The sequence below is a fragment of the Gluconacetobacter diazotrophicus PA1 5 genome, from assembly GCF_000067045.1.
GTDB classification, from domain to species: domain Bacteria; phylum Pseudomonadota; class Alphaproteobacteria; order Acetobacterales; family Acetobacteraceae; genus Gluconacetobacter; species Gluconacetobacter diazotrophicus.
Genome location: NC_010125.1, coordinates 2,238,305 through 2,261,366, shown reverse-complemented (window position 1 = coordinate 2,261,366; position 23,062 = coordinate 2,238,305). Strand labels below are relative to the sequence as shown.

Here is a 23,062-nt window from a genome sequence, read left to right as displayed (position 1 = left end):
TTTTATCGGTATTCGCCGGCATTGCCGGTACCTCGAACGTCACTGGCGCCGGACCTGGCCGTCTGGCGCCAGCGACAAAGTAAAAGTTTTGCCTTTATCTGGCTACGCTAAATGAGATCGTTTCCCATGAATCTTCTGACCGCTTCATGGCTGCCCATTCGCCGGAAATCCGGCGCGGCGGAGACCATTCGTCCGGCGCAGATCGTGGACCGCGTGGCCGACGATCCGATCATGGCGCTCGATTGGCCACGGGCGGATTTCCGCATCGCGTCCCTTGAATTCCTGATCGGATTGCTGGCAACGGCGTTTCCGCCCAAAAACGAGGATATCTGGTGCGAAACCTGGGAAGACCCACCTTCCGTGGAGGCGCTGGACGAAGCCTTCGCCCCTGTGGCCGAAGCCTTCTGGCTCGATGGGCCGGGGCCACGCTTCCTGCAGGACCTGGAAAATCTCCAGAGCGGCCAGGAGCCTGTGGAACGTCTGCTGATCGATGCGCCTGGCGATAGCACCGTAAAGAAGAACACGGATCTGTTCGTGCATCGGCAGCGGATCATGGCGCTGGGGCGTCCGGCCGCCTGCATGGCCCTGTTTACCCTCCAGTCCTGGGCGCCGAGCGGCGGTGCGGGAAACATGACCGGCCTGCGGGGCGGCGGCCCCCTGGTCACGCTGGTCCTGCCCCGGGAGGGAGCGAGCCTGTGGGAGATGGTATGGGCGAATACGCCCTTCGGGGTGCCTCCGTCCGAAGCAGACCTGCCCCGTGTGTTCCCGTGGCTCGCGCCGACAATCGGGTCAGGCAAGGATGGAACCAGTGTACGCCCAGGCCATAACGCCCATCCGCTGCAATGCTGGTGGGGAATGCCGCGGCGTATTCGCCTCGATTTCGAAGCGGCGGAGGACGGCATATGCGACCTGACGGGGCAGCCGGATGCCGTTCTGGTACCGGGCTGGCGACAGCGTCCTTATGGCGCAAGCTACGCCGACTGGACAGGGATGCCCTATGGCGCGGGCGCATCCATCCACCCGTTGACGCCCCGTTATCGCCAGAAGAAAGACGCCGAATGGCTGAGCGTCCACCCGCAGCCGGGTGGAATCGGATACCGCCATTGGGCCGGGATTGTCGTGAACAGCAGCGATACGCACCGGCTTCCGGCAAGCACGGTGCTGTCATGGCGTAACGACCGGGCCCGGAACGTTGCCGCCTCGCTCACGCCTCGGCTTCTGGCGGCCGGTTATGACATGGACAATATGAAGGCCCGCAGCTTCGTCGAGAGCGAGATGCCGCTGCCCGGCGTGGTCGATCCGGTGCGTCAGGAGGCGCTTGACGCACTGGCCCGAGCGTATGTCGAGGCCGCCGACCAAGTGGCGGGTATCCTCCGACAGTGTGTCCGGGAGGCCCTGTTTGGCAAGGGGACCATCTCGCCAGATGCAACGCTGTTCTCCGGCCTGCGCGAACGGTTCTGGGCGCAGACGGAGGGAACGTTCTTCGATCTTCTCCATCAGGCGGTGCTGCTGGGTGACGGAGATGACATCGATCTGCGGCGCATCTGGCTGCGCGCCCTTCGGCGGGTGGCCCTGGACCTGTTCGACTCCGCCGTCATGCTGACTCCGGACACGGGAACGACCGAGGCGCAACGATCCGCGCTGGCGCGCCGGCGGCTCGGGGCGGCTGTCGCGGGCGGTGGAAAGGAAGGGCAGGCGCTCATGATGGTTCTGAAAATTCCCGTGCCCGTTACACGGAAAGCGACGTCCAGGATGAAGCAGCCATGACCGGAGATGACCGAAACGCGATTGCCGAAAAGGCGCGGAACTGGTGGCGCGAATTGCAGCCGGACCCCGGCGGACGGCCGGGCGACCGCGGGACGCTGGCACGGCTGCGCCGTTGCGCGAGCATCGTCGATGCGCTGTTCGAGCCGGCGGTACAGACATTGGCGCGGCGATGCGGCGCCCGGCGGGAGGGCGAACTTGCCCGGGTGGCGCTGGTCGCGGCGGTTCTCGCGCATGTGCGATCGGACAATCCCGCCCAGTTCGTGGCGCGCCAGATCGGACCGACGGATATGGCGAAGGTAGCGACGGCACTGTGCAAACCGGTGCGGTTCCGCAGACTGCTGGATGCGAGCGAGTTTGACGAGTGCCTTACGGCATTCCGCCGCCTGGTGACGTTGGCCGGCAGGACCGTGAACGTTGCCGATCTGGCCAGGTCGGTCCTCGCCTGGCCCCGGACAGGGATGTGGGACGACATGGCGGCGGAAAAGATTCGCGTGCGCTGGGTCTACGAATACTGGAATGCGGGCGAGCCGGACAGCGGCGCATCTGCCGAACAATCCATCGAGTCCGAAAAGGAACTTCAGTCGTGAGCCGATTTCTGCAACTGCATCTCCTGACCTTCTATCCGCCGTCCAACGTCAATCGTGACGACACGGGCAATCCCAAGACCGCCAATGTGGGCGGCGTGACGCGCCTGCGGATTTCGTCGCAGGCCCTCAAGCGGGCCTGGCGCACATCGGAAATCTTTTCCTCGGCGCTTGCGGGGCATATGGGGCAGCGCACCCAGCGGCTGGGGAACGAGATCCGGCAGCATCTTCTGGAAAAGGGACTGGACGAAAAAAGATCCCTGGCGATCGCGCGGGACATTGCCGGGATCTATGGCAAGGTGAAGGCGGAAAAGGACGCTAATTCCACCTACACTGAACAGCTTGTCTTCATTTCGCCGGCCGAGCGTGAGGCCGCGTTTGCGATGGCCGACCGGCTGGCCGCCGGCGAGAAGATCGACCTGGCAAAAGAAAAGGACGCCTTGCTGTATCGGACGGACACGGCGGCGGATATCGCCCTGTTCGGCCGGATGCTGGCAAGCGAACCATCCTATAACCGGGAAGCGGCGGTGCAGGTCGCGCACGCCATCACCACGCATCGCGTCACGGTCGAGGACGATTACTATACCGCCATCGACGATCTGAAACGCCCGGAAGAGGATGCCGGGGCCGGCTTCCTGAGCGAGGCCGGGTTCGGGTCGGGGGTGTTTTATCTTTATCTGTGTGTGAATCGTGAACTGCTCCGAAAGAATCTGGGTGACGCCGACGAAAGCGGCGTGATGGAAACGGCTTTGGGCGCGCTGGTGGAAGCGGCGGCGACGGTCGCGCCCTCAGGCAAGCAGAACAGCTTTGCCGCCCTTGCCCGCGCGCAATATGTCCTGGCTGAACGGGGCAATGCCCAGCCGCGAACGCTTGCGGGTGCGTTCGCCAGGCCGGTTGCCGGGACGGACCTTATGGCGGGCTCGATTGCAGCCCTCAGAACGTTCCGCGGCGAACTCGCGCGGGTTTACGGTGCGGGCATCGACGCTGAATGCGAACTGGAAACTGCCCGCAAGGACAGCGCGACGCTTGCCGATATCGCGGCATTCTGCCGGTCCTGAGCGCGGATATGGGACAGTTCCTGACATTCGCCATGGTGGCGCCGATGGCGTCCTTCGGCGCAATCGCGGTGGGCGAACGACGGGATGGCTGGGACCGCCCCGCGCGGTCGGCCGTACTGGGACTGATGGCGGCCTGCCTGGGCCTGACGCGCGATGATGAAGACGCGCAGGCCGCGCTGGCAGCCGATTACGGGCTGGCCATCCTGTGCCATGCACCGGGAAAGCTGCTGACGGATTATCATACGGCCCAGGCCGCCCCCGCGCGGCGCAACTGGCGCCCGGCGACACGGGCCGAGGAACTGGCTGCGTCCCCGGGCGACCTGGCGACCATCCTGTCCCGCCGGGACTATCGCATGGGAACCTGGCATCTCGGCGCCGTCTGGACGAGTGGAAAGACCGCACGCTGGTCGTTGGAGGCGCTACAGGCCGCCATGAGGGAACCTGTCTTCACGCCCTCTCTCGGGCGGCGGTCCTGTCCTGCCGGTTTGCCCCTGGCGCCGTCCGTGACGGATGGTGTCTCGGCCGCCGCCGTGCTTCTGGACCGTCACCGCAATGGGCCCGAGGCCGGATTGCGGATACGCCACGATTCCTTTCGACGGCAGTTTGCCGGCGCATCGCGAAGCGGTGGTTTGCTGCTCGTGCTTGATGCTGTCGATATGGCCGAGCATGGCGGCGGCCATACGCCCCTGCGCCGCGAGATCCGCCGGGATCAGCCCCTGTCCCGCAGGAGATGGCAGTTCGGATTGCGGGAAGAGGCCGTGCTGCTCTGCCGCGAGGAGGGCACGATATGATGCGGGGCTTTCTCTCCCGCATCGCCTTGCGGCGTGATGCACCGGTGCGGGCGTTGGCCCGGCTGTTGGTGCCGGATGGAGAGGGACGGCAGCATGCGGCAGCCCATCATCTGCTCTGGGCTCTCTTTGGTGACGATCCCGACCGGACGCGCGATTTCCTCTGGCGCCAGATGGAAGCTGGACGCTTCATGGTGCTATCGGCCCGCGAACCTGTGGACAGCCACGGCCTTTTTGACGTCGAGACCCGACCGTTCGACCCGCTCCTGAAAGAAGGAGATCGATTGCGGTTCCTGCTGCGGGCAAATGCCACGGTGGATCGAAAGACGCCCGGACGGACTCGCAGTCAGCGGCATGACGTGGTGATGGACGCGCTGCATCGCCGGTCGCAGCGCGAAGGGGCGGAAGCGCGTGACTCCATGATTGCGGATGCCCTTGAAACATGGATGGGGCGGCAGGGTGTCCGTGCCGGATTTGCCCCGGCTTCTCCCCTTGTGATCGAGGGACGTGATGTCCTGCGAATCCCCCGCTCCGGCGGTCGTGGCATCGTATCGTTCGGGGTGGTCAACCTGACGGGGGAGGTGCGTGTTACCGCCCCGGATGCGTTCCTCGATTCGCTCATGCAAGGGTTCGGTCGGGCCAGGGCATTCGGCTGCGGGCTTATGCTGATCCGCAGGGCTGTCTGAAGGGGGCGGATATGTCTCGTCCCATGCCGGGCCTGCCGCCACCGCGACCGATTCCGCTGAAGGAACGTTCTTCTCTCCTCTTTGTCGAAAAAGGGCAGATCGACGTTCTCGACGGTGCCTTCGTGCTGGTCGGCCATAACGGCATTCGCACGCATATCCCGATCGGCGGCCTCGCCTGCCTTATGCTGGAACCGGGTACCCGCGTCAGCCATGCCGCGGCGGCGCTCGCGGCCCGTGCCGGCACGCTGCTGATCTGGGTGGGGGAAGCGGGGGTCAGGCTTTACGCCTCGGGCCAGCCAGGGGGGGCGCGGGCGGACAGGCTTTTGCTTCAGGCCCGACTGGCCCTGGATGATGCCGCCCGCCTGAAGGTCGTTCGCAAGATGTACGCGCTTCGTTTCGGCGAGGATGCGCCGGAACGGCGTTCGGTGGACCAGTTGCGGGGTATCGAGGGATCGCGGGTGCGCGAGACCTATCGCCTGCTGGCCCGCACGCACGGGGCGGAGTGGGACGGGCGGCGATACGATCCGCACGAATGGGATACCGCCAATCTGGTCAATCGCTGTCTATCAGCAGCCACAGCCGCGTTGTACGGGATTACCGAAGCGGCGATTCTGGCTGCGGGTTACGCGCCGGCCATAGGGTTCCTGCATACGGGAAAGCCGCAGAGCTTTGTGTACGACATCGCCGATATCGTGAAGTTCGAGACTGTCGTGCCCGAGGCTTTCCGGGTGGCAGCGGCCGTCCAGCATGAAAGACCTTTGGATGGACAGCGGATTTCGGACCCTGTGGCAGCCGTTCGCCACCGATGCCGCGACCAGTTCCGACGTACGAACATTCTGGGACGGCTTATCCCGCTGATCGAAGAGATCCTTTCGGCAGGCGGTGCCGAGATGCCTCCGGCGCAGGATGAGGCCATGCCCGTGGCGTTCAAGGACGCGAAAGGGCTGGGCGATGCTGGTCATCGTGGTTGAAAACGCACCCCCGCGCTTGCGGGGGCGTCTGGCGGTCTGGCTTCTGGAAGTGCGCGCCGGCGTCTATGTCGGCACGTACGGTCAGCGCGTGCGCGAGATGATCTGGGGACAGGTGTGCGCCTATATCGAGGATGGCAACGCCGTCATGGCATGGGCCGCCCCGAATGACGCCGGATTCGAGTTCGATACCTGTGGACGCAACCGCCGTGTAGCGGTTGACTTCGATGGTCTCCGACTGGTTTCGTTCGGACCGGAAGCCGCCCTTCCGGCACAACCCGGCCCGGCCGCCACCACCCCTCCGCGTCGGCGGGGGCGGGGCGTACTCTAACCCAGGTTAAGATCGGTAGAATCTTTGACAATAAAATAGAGATTTGAGATCAATGTTTTCCACGAAGAGTGTTCCCCGCACGTGCGGGGATGAACCGGCCGATGATCGCCGTGACGATCGAAACGACGGGTGTTCCCCGCACGTGCGGGGATGAACCGCTGTGCCTGATACTGCGCCTCGTTAGAGGCAAGTGTTCCCCGCACGTGCGGGGATGAACCGCTGCGCCTGATATTGTGCTTCGTTTGACGCAAGTGTTCCCCGCACGTGCGGGGATGAACCGATCGTTCGCGGCATCACCGCCGAACGGATGGTGTGTTCCCCGCACGTGCGGGGATGAACCGACCGACGACCTTGATTCCCGCCACGCCGCGCTGTGTTCCCCGCACGTGCGGGGATGAACCGGTCAGGAACGTGGACAGCACGCGCGAGAACGTGTGTTCCCCGCACGTGCGGGGATGAACCGAATAATCATCTTTGAGGGAGGGAACGATTGTCGTGTTCCCCGCACGTGCGGGGATGAACCGGGCCTGCTCCGCATCGAAGGTCTGAGGCAGATGTGTTCCCCGCACGTGCGGGGATGAACCGCCGCCTCGTGGAACCGCTCAGGATCGCCGCTGGTGTTCCCCGCACGTGCGGGGATGAACCGGATGCACCAGAGCATGTACGCGCTCGTCCGGCGTGTTCCCCGCACGTGCGGGGATGAACCGGCGATAGCAGCGCGATTGCCGAGCGACCCGCGGTGTTCCCCGCACGTGCGGGGATGAACCGCAGCCGTCTGGGCGCGGGTCGAGTGCCGAGAAGTGTTCCCCGCACGTGCGGGGATGAACCGTAGAGGATCAGCGCGATCGTGATCCAGTTAAGGTGTTCCCCGCACGTGCGGGGATGAACCGGTCCCCGGCTGGGCGGTGCTGCGGGCTACGCCGTGTTCCCCGCACGTGCGGGGATGAACCGGCCATGTCGTCCGCTAAGATGGTCCCGAGCCAGTGTTCCCCGCACGTGCGGGGATGAACCGAAACGTCACATGGGGAGGGTGCCGGGTCAATGGTGTTCCCCGCACGTGCGGGGATGAACCGTCCTGCATGATCGGAATCTCATAGACCCGCGTGTGTTCCCCGCACGTGCGGGGATGAACCGGTTCTTGCATGGAGAGTGTCGGCTGAGAAAAGGTGTTCCCCGCACGTGCGGGGATGAACCGGATATTAGGATGAGATGGGAATCCGGTGACTCGTGTTCCCCGCACGTGCGGGGATGAACCGGCGTCGAACAACCTCCCCTTCACCGTCGCGGCGTGTTCCCCGCACGTGCGGGGATGAACCGATCTTGAGTTTGGGGTTGCCGAGCAGGGGGACGTGTTCCCGCACGTGCGGGGATGAACCGCAGGGTCTGGTGATCCTGGACGAGGCCGCCTTGTGTTCCTCGCATATGCAGGGATGAATCTGCCGGCCCTGCTGAAATTCGCGGCCGATGTCCTAACTTTGGGCTCAGACGCTCTCCCGGGCCCGCTTTTCGCGCGCCGCCTCGGTTGTCGTCCGACGCATTGCGTCGGCGCCGGACGCCAGGAACACGAAAGAACTGGACGATGTGTGACGCCGTGGGCGGTCGTGATGGAATGGGTGCGCAGGATCAGGTGACACGGCGTGCAGGTGGGGCCAGCCAGAACCCCACAAACGATCCCGCCATGCAGGCGGTCCTATGGTCGGCTGAATATCACCATGTCGCTGCACGCCGCAGGCCAAATATAGGCGAAGCGAGAAGGAGATTCCATGGCAGCCGGCGTCGGCATGGATTGGGACGGGTTGCAGGGCACGCGGATGCGTGTTCCCCGCATCCGCGGGGACGAATCGAGGTGGCAACGGCCCTGTTGCCGAAGGACGCTCTTCATTGCCCGCGCGCCCGGCGCCCCCGGGTCAGTTCCGTCACCACGCCGTGCAGGGTGCGCAGTTCCTGTTCCGTGACTTCGCCCCGGGTGAAGAAATGGCGCAGGTTGCGCACCATGCCCGCGCGCTTCTGCTCGTTGCGCAGGAAGCCGCATTCGTCCAGATCGTCGATCAGGTGGCGCATGAAATTGTCCAGTTCGCCCTTGGTGGCGACATGGGTTTCATTGGTCATCAGCGCGCGGGGCGGGGTGGCGTCTTCGGCCATCCACCATTCGTAGGCCATGATCATGACCGCCTGCGCCAGGTTCAGCGACATGAAGGCCGGGTTCAGCGGATAGCGGATCAGGGCGTCGGCCCGGGCCATGTCCTCGTTGTCCAGGCCGGCGCGCTCGGGGCCGAACAGCAGGCCGGTGCGCAGTCCGCGCCCGCTCATCTGCCGCAGTTCGGCGGCGCCCCCGCGTGCGGTCAGCACCGTCTTGACGATATGGCGCGGGCGCGGGCAGGTCGCGAAGACATGGTGCAGGTCGGCGATCGCGTCATCGACGCTGTCATGCACCGTCGCGGCTTCCAGGATGCGGTCGGCGCCCGAGGCCGAGCGCCAGGCGCGCTCCAGCGGCCAGCCGTCGCGCGGGGCGACCAGGCGCAGGTGGAACAGTCCGCCATTGGCCATGGCCCGCGCCGTGGTGCCGATATTCTCGGCCATCTGCGGGCGCACCAGGATGACGACCGGGCTGTTGCCGATCGGGCCGATATCGGCCCCGCCGTCGCGGCCGGTCATGCGCGCCTCCAGGTGGTGCCGGACGGCCCGTCTTCCAGCACGATGCCGTCCTTCGCCAGACTTTCGCGAATAGCGTCGGCGCGGGCAAAAATCGCGGGATTTGCGGGCATCCTGCCGTTCGACGATCAGCCTTTCGATCGTCTCTGGATGGACGTAAGTACCCGCGCGGAACCACGCATCCTCCGTCTGTCCCAGCAGCCCCAGCAACTGCCCCGCCGCGCGCAGGCCCAGCGCCGCGTCGCGGTCGCCCGCCAGGGCCCGGTCAGCCAGGGCATGCATTTCCGCCAGCGCGCGGGGCGTGTTCAGGTCGTCGCACAGGGCGGCCAGCACGGGGGCGGGGACCGGAACCGTGCCGTCGGGCGGCGTGTCGCCGACGGCGCGATAGAACCGGTTCAGCGTCTGCTTCGCGTCCTCCAGCCCGGCCAGGGTGAAGTTCAGCACCGACCGGTACTGCGCGTGCAGCAGCAGCAGGCGCAGCGCCTCGGCCGGACTGACGCTTAGTGCGTCGCGGACGGTCAGGAAATTGCCCAGCGACTTGGACATCTTCTCGCCGTTCACCAGCAGCATCGCGTTATGCACCCAGTGGTTGGCGAAGCGGCCGTGCGGGAAGCAGCACTGGCTTTGCGCCAGTTCGTTTTCGTGGTGCGGGAACAGCAGGTCGCTGCCGCCGCCATGAATGTCGAAGCTCTCGCCCAGATAGCGATGCGACATGGCCGAGCATTCGATATGCCAGCCCGGCCGGCCCCGGCCCCACGGGCTCTCCCAGCCCGGCAGGTCGGGCGCCGACGGCTTCCACAGCACGAAATCGCCCGGATCGCGCTTGTAGGGCGCGACTTCGACCCGTGCGCCGGCCAGCAGGTCCTCGGGGCTGCGCCCCGACAGCGCGCCATAGGCTGGAAAGCGGCTGACGGCGAACAGGACATGACCCTGCGCCTCGTAGGCATGGCCGCTGTCGATCAACTGGCCGATCAGGGTCAGCATCTCGGCGATGTGGTGGGTGGCGCGGGGTTCGATATCCGGGGGCAGGATGCCGACGGCGTCCAGGTCCTCGTGGAAATCCCGGATCGTGCGGGCGGTCAGGCTGTCGATCGTCTCGCCGTTCGCGCGGGCGCGGGTGTTGATCTTGTCGTCCACGTCCGTGATGTTGCGCACATAGGTCACGCGCGGATACAGGTGCCGCAGCAGCCGGACCAGGATATCGGCCGTCACCATCGCCCGCAGGTTGCCGATATGGGCCAGGTCATAGACGGTCGGCCCGCAATAATAGACCCGCACATTCCCCGGATCGAGGGGCGCGAACGGAACCGTCTTGCGGCTTCTGCTGTCGTGCAGGGTCAGTTGCGGCATGGAATCTGGCATGATGGGGCCTAGATGCGACAGCGGCGGGGCGGACGCAACACCCTTGTGCGGCGGCAGGGACGAAAGGGGGGCATGGTCCCGCCGCGTCTGGTCTTTGCGGGGGCGATCTGCTTTGGATGCGGGCATGCCCGATCCAGCCTGTCCCGATTCATCCTCTCCCCCGGGGGAACTTCGCCTGTTGCTGCGCATCGCGGCCCCGATCGCCCTGGCGCAGATCGCGCAGATGGCCATGGGCGTCACCGACAGCGTGCTGCTGGGCGGGCTGGGGGCCGACGCGCTGGCCATCGGCGGCCTGTCGACCATGCTGTTCTTCACGCTGCTGGTGATGCTGCAGGCCAATCTGGGGGCGGGCGGGGTGCTGATCGCCCAGGCGCGTGGCAGCGGGGATGAGGGGCGCATCGCCTCGATCCACGCCATGCTGCTGGTCGTGGCGCTGCTGCTGTGCGTACCCTTCCTGGCGCTGCTGACGCAGGCCGGCCCCCTGTTGCGGCTGATGCATCAGCCCGCGACGCTGGTCGGCCCGGTCACGTCCTTCCTGCATATCCTGATGTGGGGCGTGCCGCCGGCGCTGATCGGCACGGGGGTGGTGGAAGTGGTGCTGCCGGCGCTGGACGCGCAGGGTGTCCTGCTGCGGGTGATGCCGGTCGTGGCGGTGGTGAACGGCGTGCTGAACGCGGGGCTGATTCACGGATGGTTCGGCCTGCCGGCAATGGGGCTGCGCGGTTCGGCCCTGGCCACCACCCTGACCATGTGGGGCGCGGCGCTGGTCCTGCTGGCGATGGTGCATTCCCGGCCGCATCTGCGCCTGCTGCTGTGGCCGCCGCGACCGCGGGCCGCCGACATGGCGGTACTGCTGCGCCTGGGGGTGCCGATGATGATGGCGACGGGGGCCGAGATCATGCTGTTCCAGGTCACGGCGCTGCAGGCGGCGACCCTGGGCCCCCATGCCCTGGCGGCGCACCAGATCGTACTGAACCTGACCGCGACCACCTACATGGCGATCATGGCGCTGGGACAGGCCGCGAACGTGCGGGTGGCCTACTGGACCGGGGCGGCGCGGCCGGCGCGGGCACGCCACGCGGCATGGGTGGCGGTCGGGACCGCGATCGCCGGCATGGTGGCCAGCGGCTGCCTGATCTACCTGTTCCGCGCGCGGCTGGTGGCCTTCTATCTGGACCCGTCGGTGCCGGCCAATGCGGAGAGCACGCATATCGCCATGGCGGCGCTGCTGCTGGCGGCCGTGTTCCAGGTGGCGGACGGCACGCAGGCGGTGCTGGTGGGTGCGCTGCGGGGACGCGGCGATGCGATCGTGCCGATGGTCCTGGCCGTGCTGGGCTATTGGGGGATCGGCTTTCCGCTGGGCACGTGGCTGGCGTTCCGATGCGGCCTGGGCGTCGTCGGCCTGTGGGGCGGCGTGGCGTGCGCGCTGGTGGCGGTGGCGCTGATGCTGGGGGTGCGGGCCGCGCGGACGCTGGGCGATCGCGGGCCCGCGGCGGTCAGCGTGTCTCGATGCCGATCTGCTTGATGTCGTGGAATGACAGGTCGAGGTTCATCTCGGCCGTGCGACGCATCATGAAGGCCGATCCGGCCAGGAAGACCGGATCGCCGTCCAGGTCGTCCGCCATGGCCGAGCGGTTGGCCATCGCGAACGTCTCCAGCTTCGCGCGGTCGCCCGTCACCCAGCGGGCCAGGTTGTAGGGGGTGGATTCGAAGCCGATCGCCACCCCGTATTCCCCGGACAGCCGCGCCTGCAGCACGTCGAGCTGCAGCGTGCCGACGACGCCGACGATGGGCGGCGCGCCGTCCTGCGGGCGGAAGAGCTGAACCACCCCTTCCTCGGCCAGTTCCGTCAGGGCCTGGCGCAGCTTCTTGGCCTTCATCGCGTCGTCCAGCCGGACGCGGCGCAGGATTTCCGGGGCGAAGTGCGGCACGCCGGTAAAGCGCAGGTCCTCGCCCTCGGTCAGCGTGTCGCCGATGCGCAGGGTGCCGTGGTTGGGAATGCCCACCACGTCGCCGGCGAAGGCTTCCTCGGCCAGCTGCCGGTCGCGGGCGAAGAAGAATTGCGGCGTATGCAGCGCGAACTGCTTGCCGATGCGCACATGCTTCAGCCGCATCCCGCGTTCCAGCCGGCCCGAGCAGATCCGCGCGAAGGCCATGCGGTCGCGATGGTTCGGGTCCATGTTGGCCTGGATCTTGAAGACCAGCGCGGTCAGTCCGGTCTCGTCCGCGCGCACCGTCCGGCTTTCGGTCGCCTGATCGCGCGGCGGCGGGCCGAACGCCACCAGCGCGTCCAGCAGGTCGGTCACGCCGATCTCCTTCATCGCGCTGCCGAAGAAGACCGGGGTCAGGTGCCCGGCATTGAAGCTGTCGCGGTCGAAGACCGGCAGGGCGGCCTCGGCCAGTTCCAGGTCCTCGGCCAGTTGCACCATGCGCGGGTCGGACTGCTCCAGCGGCGTGGACACATGCAGGCTGCGCGCGCGCAGGTCATACGTGCCGACGAACTGCGCCGCACGGCCGACCGGCCACGTCGCCGGCGCGGTATCCAGCGCCAGCGCGGACGAGATTTCGTCCAGCAGCGTGAACGGGTCCTGCGCCTCGCGGTCCATCTTGTTGATGAAGGTGACGATCGGAATGTCGCGCAGGCGGCAGATCTCGAACAGCTTGCGGGTCCGGTCCTCGATCCCTTTGGCGGCGTCGATCACCATCACCGCCGCATCGACGGCCGTCAGCGTGCGATAGGTATCTTCCGAAAAATCCTCGTGGCCCGGCGTGTCCAGCAGGTTGAAGATGCAGCCGCCATATTCGAACGTCATGACCGAGGTCACGACCGAAATGCCGCGATCGCGCTCGATCCCCATCCAGTCCGACCGGGTGCGGCGGCGTTCGCCCTTGGCCCGGACATTGCCCGCCATCTGGATCGCGCCGCCCGCGCGCAGGATGCGCTCGGTCAGCGTGGTCTTGCCCGCGTCTGGGTGCGAGATGATGGCGAAGGTGCGCCGCCGGGCGATTTCCCGGGCGATGGTGGCGGCTAGGCCGGATGTGGGGGCGGTTGCGGGCTCGGCGTTCACGGGCGCATCCATTCGTGCTGCGATGTCGGCCGGGCCGCGATGCGGTCCGGCGGGGTCCCAAAACACGGACGCCGGGCGAGGGGGATGTCCCCCGCGCCCGGCGCCGCGATCGTTCGTCCGAAAGGCCGGATCAGCGCGAGTAGAACTCGATGACCAGGTTCGGTTCCATCTGCACCGGATACGGCACGTCCGACAGCTTCGGCGCACGCAGGAAGCGGCCCTTCATCTGGCGGTGATCGACTTCCATGTATTCCGGCACGTCACGCTCGCCGCTCTGCGCCGCGTCCAGGACGATGGCCAGGTGCTTGGACTTCTCGCGGACCTCGATCACGTCCTCGTCGCGCACGATGTAGGACGGGATGTTGACCTTGCGGCCGTTGACCGTGATGTGGCCGTGGCTGACGAACTGGCGGGCGGCGAACGGCGTCATCGCGAACTTCAGGCGATAGACCACCGCGTCCAGCCGGCGCTCCAGCAGGTCGATCAGATTTTCCGAGGTGTCGCCCTTGCGGCGCACGGCCTCGTCATAATACTTGCGGAACTGCTTTTCGCTGATGTTGCCGTAATAGCCCTTCAGCTTCTGCTTCGCCATCAGCTGGACCGAGAAGTCCGACGGCTTCTGCTTGCGGCGCTGGCCATGCTGGCCGGGGCCATATTCCCGCTTGTTGACCGGGGACTTCGCACGGCCCCACAGGTTCACGCCCAGGCGGCGATTGATCTTGTACTTGCTCTCAAGGCGCTTGCTCATCGCGCGCGATCTTTCATACTCGACGGGCGGCCGTCCGGCCCGAAGGCAGTCCGCCACCCTGTATTGCACCGGTAGGCCCTGTTCCGCATGAACAGGGCGGGCGCGTTCCGCATTACCGGCGCCGGGGAGCAATCACCCGATCTGGCACCGGCCGGTCCGTCCACGTTCCCGGCAGTGGGGCTGGCCTATAGGCGTAACAGTACGGCGCTGTCAACCACGGCCGGCAGGCCCGGCGGCGCCGTCCCGCATGGCGGTCCGGTGCGAAAAGCCCGTGTGCCCCGGCCCAAGCCCGTATAGTCTGGACAAATCCTATCACGGAATCAAGGAGAGCCCATGGCCACGCCGTTTACACAGCGCTGGGGATTATTCGTCCTGCTGGGGGTCGTATCCATCGCGCTGGGCATCGTCGCATGGATCGACGCGATTTCCGTCACGCTGGCCAGCACCATGATCATCGGCCTGGTGCTGGTCATCGCCGGGGCGGTGCAGATGTTCCACGCCTTCTCGGTCCGCGACTGGGGCGGCTTCCTGCTCTCCCTGCTGGGCGGGGTGCTCTATATCGTCGGCGGCTTCATCCTGATGCAGGAGCCTGTCACCGGCTCCATCGTCCTGACCCTCGTGATCGCGGCCTGCCTGATCATCTCGGGGACGACGCGCATGCTGATCGCGGCGCGGCATCGTGAACTGAACGGCTGGTGGATCATCCTGGGCGGCGGGCTGATCAGCCTTCTGGTCGGGGCCTGCCTGTACCTGACGCTGCCCTGGTCCGGGCTGTGGCTGATCGGAACCTTCATCGCCGTGGAACTGATCGCGGCGGGGGTGGGCTGGATCCAGTTCGGCCTGGCGCTGCGGCAGGCGAACCTGCTGTCCGGCTCCGGGGTCTGAACTGCCCCGGTGCGTGGAAAAGGGGGCCTCGTGCCCCCTTTTTTCATGTCCGCCGCCTTGGCCGGTTTACCGGCCCGCTCCATGCTGGTCCTGTTCCAGGCGGCCCCGCAGTTCCGGCGCGGTCAGGTCGGCCTCGAATTCCGGGCCGCCGGGCTGGAACAGGCGCGCGACCGACAGCGGGCCGGCGCGCACCGGGTCGAATCCGGCATCGACGATCAGGCCCCGCACCACGTCCATCGCGGCGGCATCATCCCCGGCATAGGGAATGCCCAGCAGGGGCGGCAGCCGGTGGGCCTCGACACTGATCGTGCTCATATCCTCGGAATTGAAGGCGCGGATGACATGCGCGCCGGGAAAGAAGGACTGCGTGGTCGGACCCGCGCCCTGCTGCCTTGCCAGGCGGGCCACATCCCCGTCGCGCCAGGAATAGGGATTGCAGGCGTCGATCACCACCTTGCCTGCCAGGACGCCATGCAGCGACGCGCCCAGTGCCGGCAGGGCACCGTAGGGGACGGCCAGCAGCACGGCTTCGCCGAACCGGGCCGCCTGTTCCGGTGTGCCGGCCCGCGCCAGCGCCCCCAGTCCCGCCGCAACCGACTGGGCCGAGGAGAGGTCACGAGCGGAAAACATTACCGGATGCCCGGCGCGCAGCCACAACCCCCCGAGCGTGCTGCCCACATGGCCGGAACCGATGATCCCGATCGGCAGGGATGTTGCCGCGCGCGACAGGCGCGGAAGAAGCAGGGCGGACAATCCGGCCAGAAGGGCGCGGCGGCGCAGGACATGCGGCGGCAAGGAAGTCGGTTCGGTCATATCTCGATCACGTCTGGTGCCAAAGGGCGGGAAGGGAACCACCTGCGCCGCTCACGGGGTCGCTCGCCGGGAACGGGACATGGGCCATCCGTGCCAGTTCGTCCGGCGACAGCCCGCTGCGCCGCAGGTCGTAATGCTGGTCCGGCGGATAGGCGCCGACCACCAGGAAATCATCGTCCGACCCCAGGTTGCGATGGCCGGTGCCCGCCGGCAGCACGACGACGTCACCGGCCCGGACATCGACGATGCGTCCGCCCGGTCCCCCCAGCATCAGCCGGGCCGAGCCCGAGGCGACACCCAGCACCTCATGCGCCGTGGAGTGGAAATGATGGAAATCATAGACCCCCCAGCGCCATTGCGGCGGCCAGCCATTGGCGGTGAACAGGCGCTCGAACCCCGATGCCGGGTCGTCGGCCGGCAGGGCGGCGGCGTTGCGGTAATACAGCACAGGCAGATGGTCGTTGTTGGGAACCCAGCCGTTGCGCGCCAGCATGAAGGATTCGACATCGTGGCCGGCATGGCTGGCGGCCCGGACTTCCTGCCCTGCCAGAGACAGGCCCAACCCGGCGAGGAAGGTCTGGAAGGCACGTCGGGATACGGTCATGTCCAGTCTCCTGCAACGGCATGTAAAAGGGCAGACAGTATGTCCGGTCCGACAAAACAACGAACAGTGAAAAGCATTTCACGAAATAGTTCTCCCTGCCGGAGCCGGTGTGGGGACACGATCGCGTCACGCGCGTCCTATAAGGGGTTCCCGCGCCCATATCATAGGGGGTATGCAGGAACGGCAGGCCAACCATGCAGGAGTCCCCATGCCGGATATCGAGGACCATTCCGCACCCGCGCCGCTTCGCGACGTCGTCCAGTTGATGGGCGCGGTCACATTCGTCCTGGCGATGCTGGCGGTTGGCTGGCATGCCGCCCATGTCTCCGGCGTCTGGCCCGGCTAAAAGGCCAGCTAAACTCAGGATCGGCGATCGACGTCCAGGTATTCGCGCGTGCCGGGCAGGATGTGGGGACCGACCACATCCTCGGGATTCTGGTTCGGCTTCACGATCGCCAGCCGGTCGTATTCGTCGTTTCCGCCGGCGTGCCAGCCCTGCAGCACCCGGTCGAACGGCAAGGCCGTGTCCAGGCGGATGCCGATATCGACGATGCGTGTCGCCGGATGCCGGGTGGCGCGGACGGGCCCTGCCACCGTCAGCATGTCGGGTGCCAGTCCCAGTTCTTCCTGCGCTTCCGCCAGGATCTGCGCCGTCAGATCCACCTTGTTCTCGCCATGGCGGGATTCGACGCTGCCGGCCGGCGGTGTCTGCCACCAGCCGGCCAGATAGGTGCTGTGGGGCGCGCGGCGGCCCAGTACGATGCCGTCGGGCGTATGCAGGATTCCGGTCACCGCCAGGGGCTTCAAGCGTAGGGCGGGATAGAGCGTCGGCCGGGTCATCTGGGCCAGCACACGGTGATAGGTGGTCCAGTGTCCGACGATCCCGCGCGTCGTGATGCGGTCGGCGGTGAAGACGCGGCCGTTGAACAGGGCGGGATTGGCCGCCTGCCTTTCCCGCCAGATCGCCTCGACCTCCGCCGCGACGGGGGCGGGCAGGTCGGGCATGTGGCCCGCGACCCGTACGGTCAGTCCCGAATCCAGCGCGATGGACGGCCAGCGCGACGGCCAGCGCAACCCGGGCGGTTCATCGCGCATGGTCGGGCAGGATGGCGGTGATCGCGTCGCATTCCTCCGGCGTCAGGGGGCGGGTCGCGGCGGCGACGTTTTCAATCACCTGATTCGGGCGGGTGGCGCCGGCGATGACCGACCCCACCACGTCATGCGACAGCAGCCAGCCGAAGGCCAGTTCCGTCAGCGTGCGTCCATGCGCCCTGGCCACCGAACCCAGCCCGTCCAGGATCGTCCAGTTGGTGTCGGTCAGGTAGCGATCGCGCAGGTGGGTCCATTCGCTCAGCCGGCTGCCGGGGGGCGGCGGAATGTCGCGATGGTATTTGCCCGTCAGTACGCCGCTGGCCAGCGGGAAGTAGGGCAGCAATCCCAGGCCGTACCGGCGCATGGCCGGCACCAGTTCGCGTAGCGCGTCCCGCGCCAGCAGCGACAGTTCGTCCTGGCAGGAAATGAAGCCCGAAAACCCGCCCGCGCGCGCGACGTGATGGGCGTCCGCGACTTGCCATGCGGGAAAGTTGGAACAGCCGGCATACAGGACCTTGCCGTCACGGATCAGGTCGTCCAGCGCGCGCAGCGTCTCGTCGATCGGGGTGTCCGGGTCGGGGACATGGACCTGGTAGAGGTCGATGCGGTCGGTGCGCAGGCGCGTCAGGCTGGCCTCGACCGCCTGGCGGATATAGCGGCGGGATGCCCCCTGCATGCTGCCGTCGGCGGCCATGGGCATGCCGAACTTGGTCGCCAGGACGATGTCCTCGCGACGCGAGCCCAGGATCGCGCCCAACACTTCCTCGGACGCGCCGCAATGGGATTCGCGCCGGCCATAGACATCGGCGACGTCGAACAGGGTGATGCCGCTGTCCAGCGCCTGGTGCACCACCATGCGCGATTCTTCCAGCCCGATCCGGCCGCCGAGATTGTTGCACCCCAGTCCCACCGCCGAGACGCGAAGGCCGGACCGGCCGAGATGACGCTGTTCCATCCCATGATATCCTTTCCGAATCATACACGCGCATGTCCAGAGGCGGACTTTAAGGCATTTCCAGCCTGACCGAGACCGGACAATGGTCGGACAGCGCCGGTGCGCGGGCCGGGTCCTGTTCGTCATAGGTCAGGACCCGCAGGCTGTCCGGCCGCAGCCACCCGCGCGCCTGGTTGCCCAGCAGCAGATGGTCGATGAAATAGGTGCCTCCCCAGCACGGGCTGGCCCGTCCGGCCGTCGCCAGGGTCAGCGGCCCGTCCTGGTCCAGAAGATGGAAGAACGGGTCGCCCGGCGTCAGGTTGCGGTTGAAGTCGCCCATGACCAGAAAGGGAACGCCCTCGTCCTGCCGCTGGGCGACCCAGTCATCCAGTACCGCCATCTGGCGCGCCAGGGTAAGGCACGCGGCGCGCCGGTCGGAGGGCGCGGCGTCGCGGCACCCGGCCTTCAGGTGAACGACCAGCACACGCAGGTTGGCTGTGCCGTCGCCGATCGTGACGTCCAGGCCGGATCGCAATGGATGGGGGGCGGTGGGCGGATAGACGTCCAGCGCCGCCAGGTCCGGGTGGCGCTCGATCGTCAGCGACGTTGCGACCGCAAGACCGGTCCGCTGCACCACCGGGTCGGCGGTCATGACGATGCGGTAGCGCCCGGGGGGAAACAGCCGGGCGGCGAGGGCAGGGGAATCGACCTCCTGGAAACCCACGATGTCGGCATCCAGCCGCGCGGCATAGACGGCGAGGCGCCGCAGGTCTGCGTCGGCGCGGGGATGGACGTCCGGCGGCAGCGTCGGGTCCCCCGCCGCCCGCGCCGTCAGCCAGTCGAGATTCCAGGTCGAGACCTTGATCGTCCGGCCGGCGGCGGGATGGGCGAGGGCAACGGCAACCAGCCCGGCGCAGGCCCATTGCCGCAGGACGTTCCCCAAGCGGACTATGCCGCGGGCGTCTCCGTGCCGGTCTTGTTCAGGCGGGCGATGGCTTCATCGACATGGATGCTGGTGCGGGTCGTCTCGTCCAGCACCACGACCTCGCCGCTGGCGATGTCATAGAACCAGCCCTGCAGGATCAGGGTGTTGCGCGCCAGCCCGGCTGCCACGGCGGGATGGGTGCGCAGATGCGCGATCTGCAGCAGCACGTTCTGCTCGGCCAGGCTGCGGACCGACTGGGGGCCGGCATCGGTGGCCTGCAGCACGCCGGCAACCGCCCGCGCGGCCTCGGCATTGCGCAGCCAGGACGCGACGGTCGGCATCCTGGCCAGCTTCGTGGGGTCGGGGTCCAGCAGGGCCTTCATCGCCCCGCAATCCGAATGGCCGCAGACGATGATGTGCGACACGCCCAGCGCCAGCACGGCATATTCGATCGCCGACGACACGCCGCCCAGCATTTCGCCATAGGCCGGCACGATGTTGCCGATATTGCGCAGCACGAACAGGTCGCCGGGCCGTGTCTGCGTGATCATGCTGGGATTCACCCGGCTGTCGGCGCAGGCGATGAACAGCGTATCGGGCGATTGCTGGTCGGCCAGTTCGGCAAACAGCTCGCGATTTTGGGGGAAGACCTCGGTATTGAATTTCTCGACTCCCTGGAGGAGCGAGATCAGCGAAGTCCTGGCGTCCGTATCGGCCATCGAAGGTCCCTTTATCCAGGAGCCTGCCCTGACGCACACGCGCCGGCAGGGTCCACAGTGGCGTTCGAACGGTCGCTCTCGAATGACGCGTACCGTCGGGGCAATCGGCCCGGCGGGCGCGCCCTCACGGCTCGGCCCACGGCAGAGTAGCATGTAAACGCGCCCCGCAAAGACCGGGTTTTACCCGATCCCGCGCGGGAAACATTATGTCAGCGACCAGACATGCTTCGCGGACATGGCCTCGCGCCCCCGGCCCTGGTCATGGCCGGGGGGCGGTTGGCAGCGCGGCCCGTCAGGCGGCCGCCGCGACCGCGCCGCGCACTGCCGCCAGCGCCGCTTCGGACCGGGCGATATCGGGGCCGCCGGCCTGGGCCATGTCGCGGCGTCCGCCGCCGCCCTTGCCGCCCATGGCGGCGCTGGCCAGACGCACCAGTTCGACCGCGTCCAGCCGGTCGGTCAGGTCGCTGGTCACCGCCACCACCACGCTTCCCTTGCCTTCGGCGGTGGAAACCAGCGCCACCACGCCCGAGCCGACCTGCTGGCGCAGCGAATCGGCCAGGGGTTTCAATTCGCGCGCCGGCAGGTCGCCCACGTCGCGGGCCACGAAGCCGATCCCGTTGATCGTCTCGGCCTGCGCGCCGTCACTGCCGCCGCTGGCCAGCTTGCGCTGCAGGTCGGAAATCTGGCGCTCCATGACCTTGCGCTCGTCCAGGATCACCGCCAGCCGCTCCGGGGCCTCGGCCGCCGAGACGCGCAGCATGGCGGCCATCTGCCCCAGGCGCTGCTCGGTCGCGACCGCCGCCTGTTCGGCGGACTTCCCGGTCACAGCCTCGATCCGGCGGATACCGGCCGATACCCCGGCCTCGGACGTGATGCGGAACAGGCCGATATCGCCGGTGCGGTTCACATGCGTGCCGCCGCACAGTTCGATGGACCACGCCGGACGGTCGTCCTCGGGCGCGCCCATGAACACCACCCGCACCTCGTCGCCATATTTCTCGCCGAACAGGGCCATCGCGCCCTGCGCCACGGCTTCTTCCTGCGACATGGGGCGCGTGACGACGGGGCTGTTCTCGCGGATGCGGGCATTCACCTCGGCCTCGACATCCGCGATTTCCTCGGGCGTCAGGGGCCGGGGCTGGCTGATGTCGAAGCGCAGGCGGTCGGGCGCGTTCAGGCTGCCCTTCTGCGTGACATGCGCCCCCAGCCGGCGGCGCAGGGCCTCGTGCAGCAGGTGGGTGGCGGAATGGTGCGCGCGGATGGCGCTGCGCCGGTCGTGATCGACCGTGGCGGTCACGGCCTGGCCGACCCGGACCGTGCCCTCGACCACCGTGCCGTAATGGACCATCAGGTCGCCCAGGCGCTTCTGCGTGTCGGTCACCGCGATGCGCAGGCCGGGTGCTGTGATCAGCCCGGTATCACCGACCTGCCCGCCGCTTTCGCCATAGAACGGCGTCTGGTTCAGCAGCAGCGCGATTTCGGTCCCCGCCGGGGCCTCGGTCACCGACCGGCCGTCGGTGACGATGGCCTGGATCTCGGCATCCGCCTGTTCGGTCGCATAGCCCAGGAACTCGCTGGCGCCGAAGCGGTCGCGGGCCTCGAACCACACGGTCTCGGTCGCGCTGTCGCCCGATCCGGACCACGCCGCGCGGGCGCGCTCGCGCTGCACCTGCATCGCGCGGTCGAAGCCCGTGACGTCCACGTCATGGCTGCTGCCGCGCAGCGCGTCCTGCGTCAGGTCCAGCGGGAAGCCGAACGTGTCGTACAGCTTGAACGCCACGTCGCCGGGCAGGGGCTGGCCGTCACCCAGGCGCGCGGTCTCGTCGGCCAGCAGCGCCAGGCCGCGATCCAGCATCGCCTTGAACCGTTCCTCCTCGCCGCGCATCGTCTCGCGGATCAGCGCCTCGGCCTGGACCAGTTCGGGATAGGCGGCGCCCATCTGACGCACCAGCGCGGGCACCAGCCGGTGGAACACCGTTTCCCTGGTGCCCATCATGTGCAGGTGGCGCATGGCGCGGCGCATGATGCGGCGCAGGACATAGCCCCGCCCGTCCTTGGACGGCAGGACCCCGTCCGCGATCAGGAACGAGGTCGAGCGCAGATGGTCGGCCACCACGCGGTGGCTGGCGCGGAACGGGCCGTCCGGGTCCTGGCCCGTCGCCTCGGCCGACGCAAGGATCAGCGCGCGCATCGTGTCCGTATCGTAATTGTCGCGCTTGCCCTGCATGATGGCGGCGAAGCGTTCCAGGCCCATGCCGGTATCGATGGACGGACGCGGCAGCGGCGAGCGCACGCCCGGCGGGTCCTCGAAGAACTGCATGAACACCAGGTTCCAGATCTCGACGAACCGGTCGCCGTCCTCGTCCGGCGATCCGGGCGGGCCGCCCGGCACGTCGGGCCCATGGTCGAAGAAGATTTCCGAACATGGACCGCACGGGCCGGTGTCGCCCATCCGCCAGAAATTGTCGGCGGTGCCGATGCGGATGATCCGCTCGTCCGGCAGTCCGGCGACCTTGCGCCACAGGTCGGCTGCTTCCTCGTCATCCGCGTAGACGGTGGCCAGCAGGCGGTCGCGCGGCAGGCCGAAATTGCGGGTGATCAGGGTCCAGGCGAATTCGATCGCATCGGCCTTGAAATAATCGCCGAACGAGAAATTGCCCATCATCTCGAAGAACGTGTGATGGCGGGCGGTATAGCCCACATTGTCCAGGTCGTTGTGCTTGCCGCCTGCCCGCACGACCTTCTGCGCCGTCGTGGCGCGGGAATAGGGACGTGTCTCCTGGCCGGTGAAGACGTTCTTGAACTGGACCATGCCCGCGTTGGTAAACAGCAGGGTCGGGTCGTTGCGCGGCACCAGCGACGAGGACGGGACGATCTGGTGACCGTTCGCCGCGAAATAATCGAGAAAGGCCGCGCGGATATCGTTTGTTGTGGACATGGCGGAAGACTGACGATCCTGAAATGACGAAGGCCGGAAAGCTCGGATATCCCATCACCTAGCGCACGGCGTGCCCGGCAGGAAGAGCGCAGCCTTGCCAGATGGCCGAATCGACCCTTCGGGGCGAACCTGCTGCAATA

20 protein-coding genes, 1 pseudogene and 1 CRISPR repeat array are annotated in these 23,062 nt (G+C 67.2%); of the genes and pseudogenes, 10 read left to right on the top strand and 11 right to left on the bottom strand.

Annotated features, from left to right (window positions below; genetic code table 11):
- Nucleotides 1-126: 126 nt before the first annotated feature.
- The 7 genes from casA to cas2e are packed head-to-tail and all read left to right on the top strand — an operon-like array spanning nt 127 to nt 6,182.
- On the top strand, nt 127-1,767 hold the full coding sequence (casA, locus tag GDI_RS10535) for a type I-E CRISPR-associated protein Cse1/CasA (RefSeq protein WP_012553114.1): 1,641 nt from the start codon (nt 127-129) through the stop codon (nt 1,765-1,767).
- The gene (gene casB, locus GDI_RS10530) at nt 1,764-2,354 is read left to right on the top strand and encodes a type I-E CRISPR-associated protein Cse2/CasB (protein ID WP_012226056.1); all 591 of its coding nucleotides are present in this window, start codon (nt 1,764-1,766) and stop codon (nt 2,352-2,354) included. Before casA ends, casB begins: the two co-directional genes overlap by 4 nt.
- On the top strand, nt 2,351-3,409 hold the full coding sequence (gene cas7e / locus GDI_RS10525; RefSeq protein WP_012226055.1) for a type I-E CRISPR-associated protein Cas7/Cse4/CasC: 1,059 nt from the start codon (nt 2,351-2,353) through the stop codon (nt 3,407-3,409). The genes casB and cas7e overlap by 4 nt, the downstream gene beginning before the upstream one ends.
- A gap of 8 nt (nt 3,410-3,417) precedes the next feature.
- Nucleotides 3,418-4,200 carry a type I-E CRISPR-associated protein Cas5/CasD gene (gene cas5e / locus GDI_RS10520; protein WP_012226054.1) on the top strand — a complete coding sequence of 261 codons (783 nt, stop codon included), beginning with the start codon at nt 3,418-3,420 and terminating at the stop codon, nt 4,198-4,200.
- Nucleotides 4,197-4,883: a type I-E CRISPR-associated protein Cas6/Cse3/CasE gene (gene cas6e / locus GDI_RS10515; protein WP_012226053.1), complete on the top strand. Its 687-nt coding sequence runs from the start codon at nt 4,197-4,199 to the stop codon at nt 4,881-4,883. The genes cas5e and cas6e overlap by 4 nt, the downstream gene beginning before the upstream one ends.
- An 11-nt stretch (nt 4,884-4,894) precedes the next feature.
- Nucleotides 4,895-5,854, top strand: coding sequence for a type I-E CRISPR-associated endonuclease Cas1e (gene cas1e, locus GDI_RS10510; protein ID WP_012553113.1), 960 nt, complete (start codon nt 4,895-4,897; stop codon nt 5,852-5,854).
- Nucleotides 5,835-6,182: a type I-E CRISPR-associated endoribonuclease Cas2e gene (cas2e, locus tag GDI_RS10505; RefSeq protein WP_012553112.1), complete on the top strand. Its 348-nt coding sequence runs from the start codon at nt 5,835-5,837 to the stop codon at nt 6,180-6,182. Before cas1e ends, cas2e begins: the two co-directional genes overlap by 20 nt.
- A 68-nt stretch (nt 6,183-6,250) precedes the next feature.
- Nucleotides 6,251-7,559: a CRISPR direct-repeat array (repeat unit 29 nt; unit sequence GTGTTCCCCGCACGTGCGGGGATGAACCG).
- Between the two features lie 501 nt (nt 7,560-8,060).
- On the opposite strand, the gene GDI_RS10500 is transcribed toward cas2e, so the two are convergent.
- Together GDI_RS10500 and cysS are read right to left on the bottom strand one after the other, a co-directional pair.
- Entirely contained in the window at nt 8,061-8,837 is a 777-nt protein-coding gene (locus GDI_RS10500; protein WP_041249392.1) for an RNA methyltransferase, read from the bottom strand.
- Nucleotides 8,834-10,196, bottom strand: a pseudogene (cysS, locus tag GDI_RS10495) (cysteine--tRNA ligase). Before cysS ends, GDI_RS10500 begins: the two are co-directional and overlap by 4 nt.
- Nucleotides 10,197-10,320: 124 nt before the next feature.
- Between cysS and GDI_RS10490 the strand changes: the two are divergent.
- Nucleotides 10,321-11,721, top strand: coding sequence for an MATE family efflux transporter (locus GDI_RS10490; RefSeq protein WP_012226046.1), 1,401 nt, complete (start codon nt 10,321-10,323; stop codon nt 11,719-11,721).
- On the opposite strand, the gene GDI_RS10485 is transcribed toward GDI_RS10490, so the two are convergent.
- Nucleotides 11,693-13,276 (bottom strand): peptide chain release factor 3, encoded by a 1,584-nt coding sequence (locus tag GDI_RS10485; protein WP_012226045.1) that lies wholly within the window; start codon nt 13,274-13,276, stop codon nt 11,693-11,695. The genes GDI_RS10490 and GDI_RS10485 overlap by 29 nt on opposite strands.
- A gap of 118 nt (nt 13,277-13,394) precedes the next feature.
- On the bottom strand, nt 13,395-14,012 hold the full coding sequence (rpsD, locus tag GDI_RS10480; RefSeq protein WP_012226043.1) for a 30S ribosomal protein S4: 618 nt from the start codon (nt 14,010-14,012) through the stop codon (nt 13,395-13,397).
- Nucleotides 14,013-14,345: 333 nt separating this feature from the next.
- Between rpsD and GDI_RS10475 the strand changes: the two genes are divergently transcribed.
- A complete protein-coding gene (locus tag GDI_RS10475) occupies nt 14,346-14,897 on the top strand; it encodes an HdeD family acid-resistance protein (RefSeq protein ID WP_012226041.1) in 552 nt (183 codons plus the stop codon).
- Nucleotides 14,898-14,963: 66 nt separating this feature from the next.
- Here GDI_RS10475 and GDI_RS10470 read toward each other — a convergent pair whose 3' ends face one another.
- Together GDI_RS10470 and GDI_RS10465 are read right to left on the bottom strand one after the other, a co-directional pair.
- Complete coding sequence (locus GDI_RS10470; protein ID WP_012226040.1) at nt 14,964-15,710, bottom strand: NADPH-dependent F420 reductase; 747 nt, start codon at nt 15,708-15,710, stop codon at nt 14,964-14,966.
- A 7-nt stretch (nt 15,711-15,717) separates the two neighbouring features.
- Complete coding sequence (locus GDI_RS10465; RefSeq protein ID WP_012226039.1) at nt 15,718-16,314, bottom strand: cupin domain-containing protein; 597 nt, start codon at nt 16,312-16,314, stop codon at nt 15,718-15,720.
- Nucleotides 16,315-16,522: 208 nt separating this feature from the next.
- Here GDI_RS10465 and GDI_RS20050 point away from each other — a divergent pair, with 208 nt between their 5' ends.
- Nucleotides 16,523-16,660 carry a hypothetical protein gene (locus GDI_RS20050; RefSeq protein WP_012226037.1) on the top strand — a complete coding sequence of 46 codons (138 nt, stop codon included), beginning with the start codon at nt 16,523-16,525 and terminating at the stop codon, nt 16,658-16,660.
- 14 nt (nt 16,661-16,674) lie between these two features.
- On the opposite strand, the gene GDI_RS10460 is transcribed toward GDI_RS20050, so the two are convergent.
- The 5 genes from GDI_RS10460 to alaS all read right to left on the bottom strand — a co-directional run bounded on the left by GDI_RS10460 (nt 16,675) and on the right by alaS (nt 22,922).
- Nucleotides 16,675-17,409 carry an NUDIX domain-containing protein gene (locus tag GDI_RS10460; RefSeq protein WP_231854090.1) on the bottom strand — a complete coding sequence of 245 codons (735 nt, stop codon included), beginning with the start codon at nt 17,407-17,409 and terminating at the stop codon, nt 16,675-16,677.
- Nucleotides 17,399-18,361 carry an aldo/keto reductase gene (locus tag GDI_RS10455; RefSeq protein ID WP_012553108.1) on the bottom strand — a complete coding sequence of 321 codons (963 nt, stop codon included), beginning with the start codon at nt 18,359-18,361 and terminating at the stop codon, nt 17,399-17,401. The genes GDI_RS10460 and GDI_RS10455 overlap by 11 nt, the downstream gene beginning before the upstream one ends.
- 49 nt (nt 18,362-18,410) lie before the next feature.
- Nucleotides 18,411-19,283, bottom strand: coding sequence for an endonuclease/exonuclease/phosphatase family protein (locus tag GDI_RS10450; RefSeq protein ID WP_012226019.1), 873 nt, complete (start codon nt 19,281-19,283; stop codon nt 18,411-18,413).
- Nucleotides 19,284-19,288: 5 nt separating this feature from the next.
- Entirely contained in the window at nt 19,289-19,984 is a 696-nt protein-coding gene (locus GDI_RS10445; protein ID WP_012226018.1) for a carbonic anhydrase, read from the bottom strand.
- 292 nt (nt 19,985-20,276) lie between these two features.
- A complete protein-coding gene (alaS, locus tag GDI_RS10440; RefSeq protein ID WP_012226017.1) occupies nt 20,277-22,922 on the bottom strand; it encodes an alanine--tRNA ligase in 2,646 nt (881 codons plus the stop codon).
- Nucleotides 22,923-23,062: the final 140 nt, after the last annotated feature.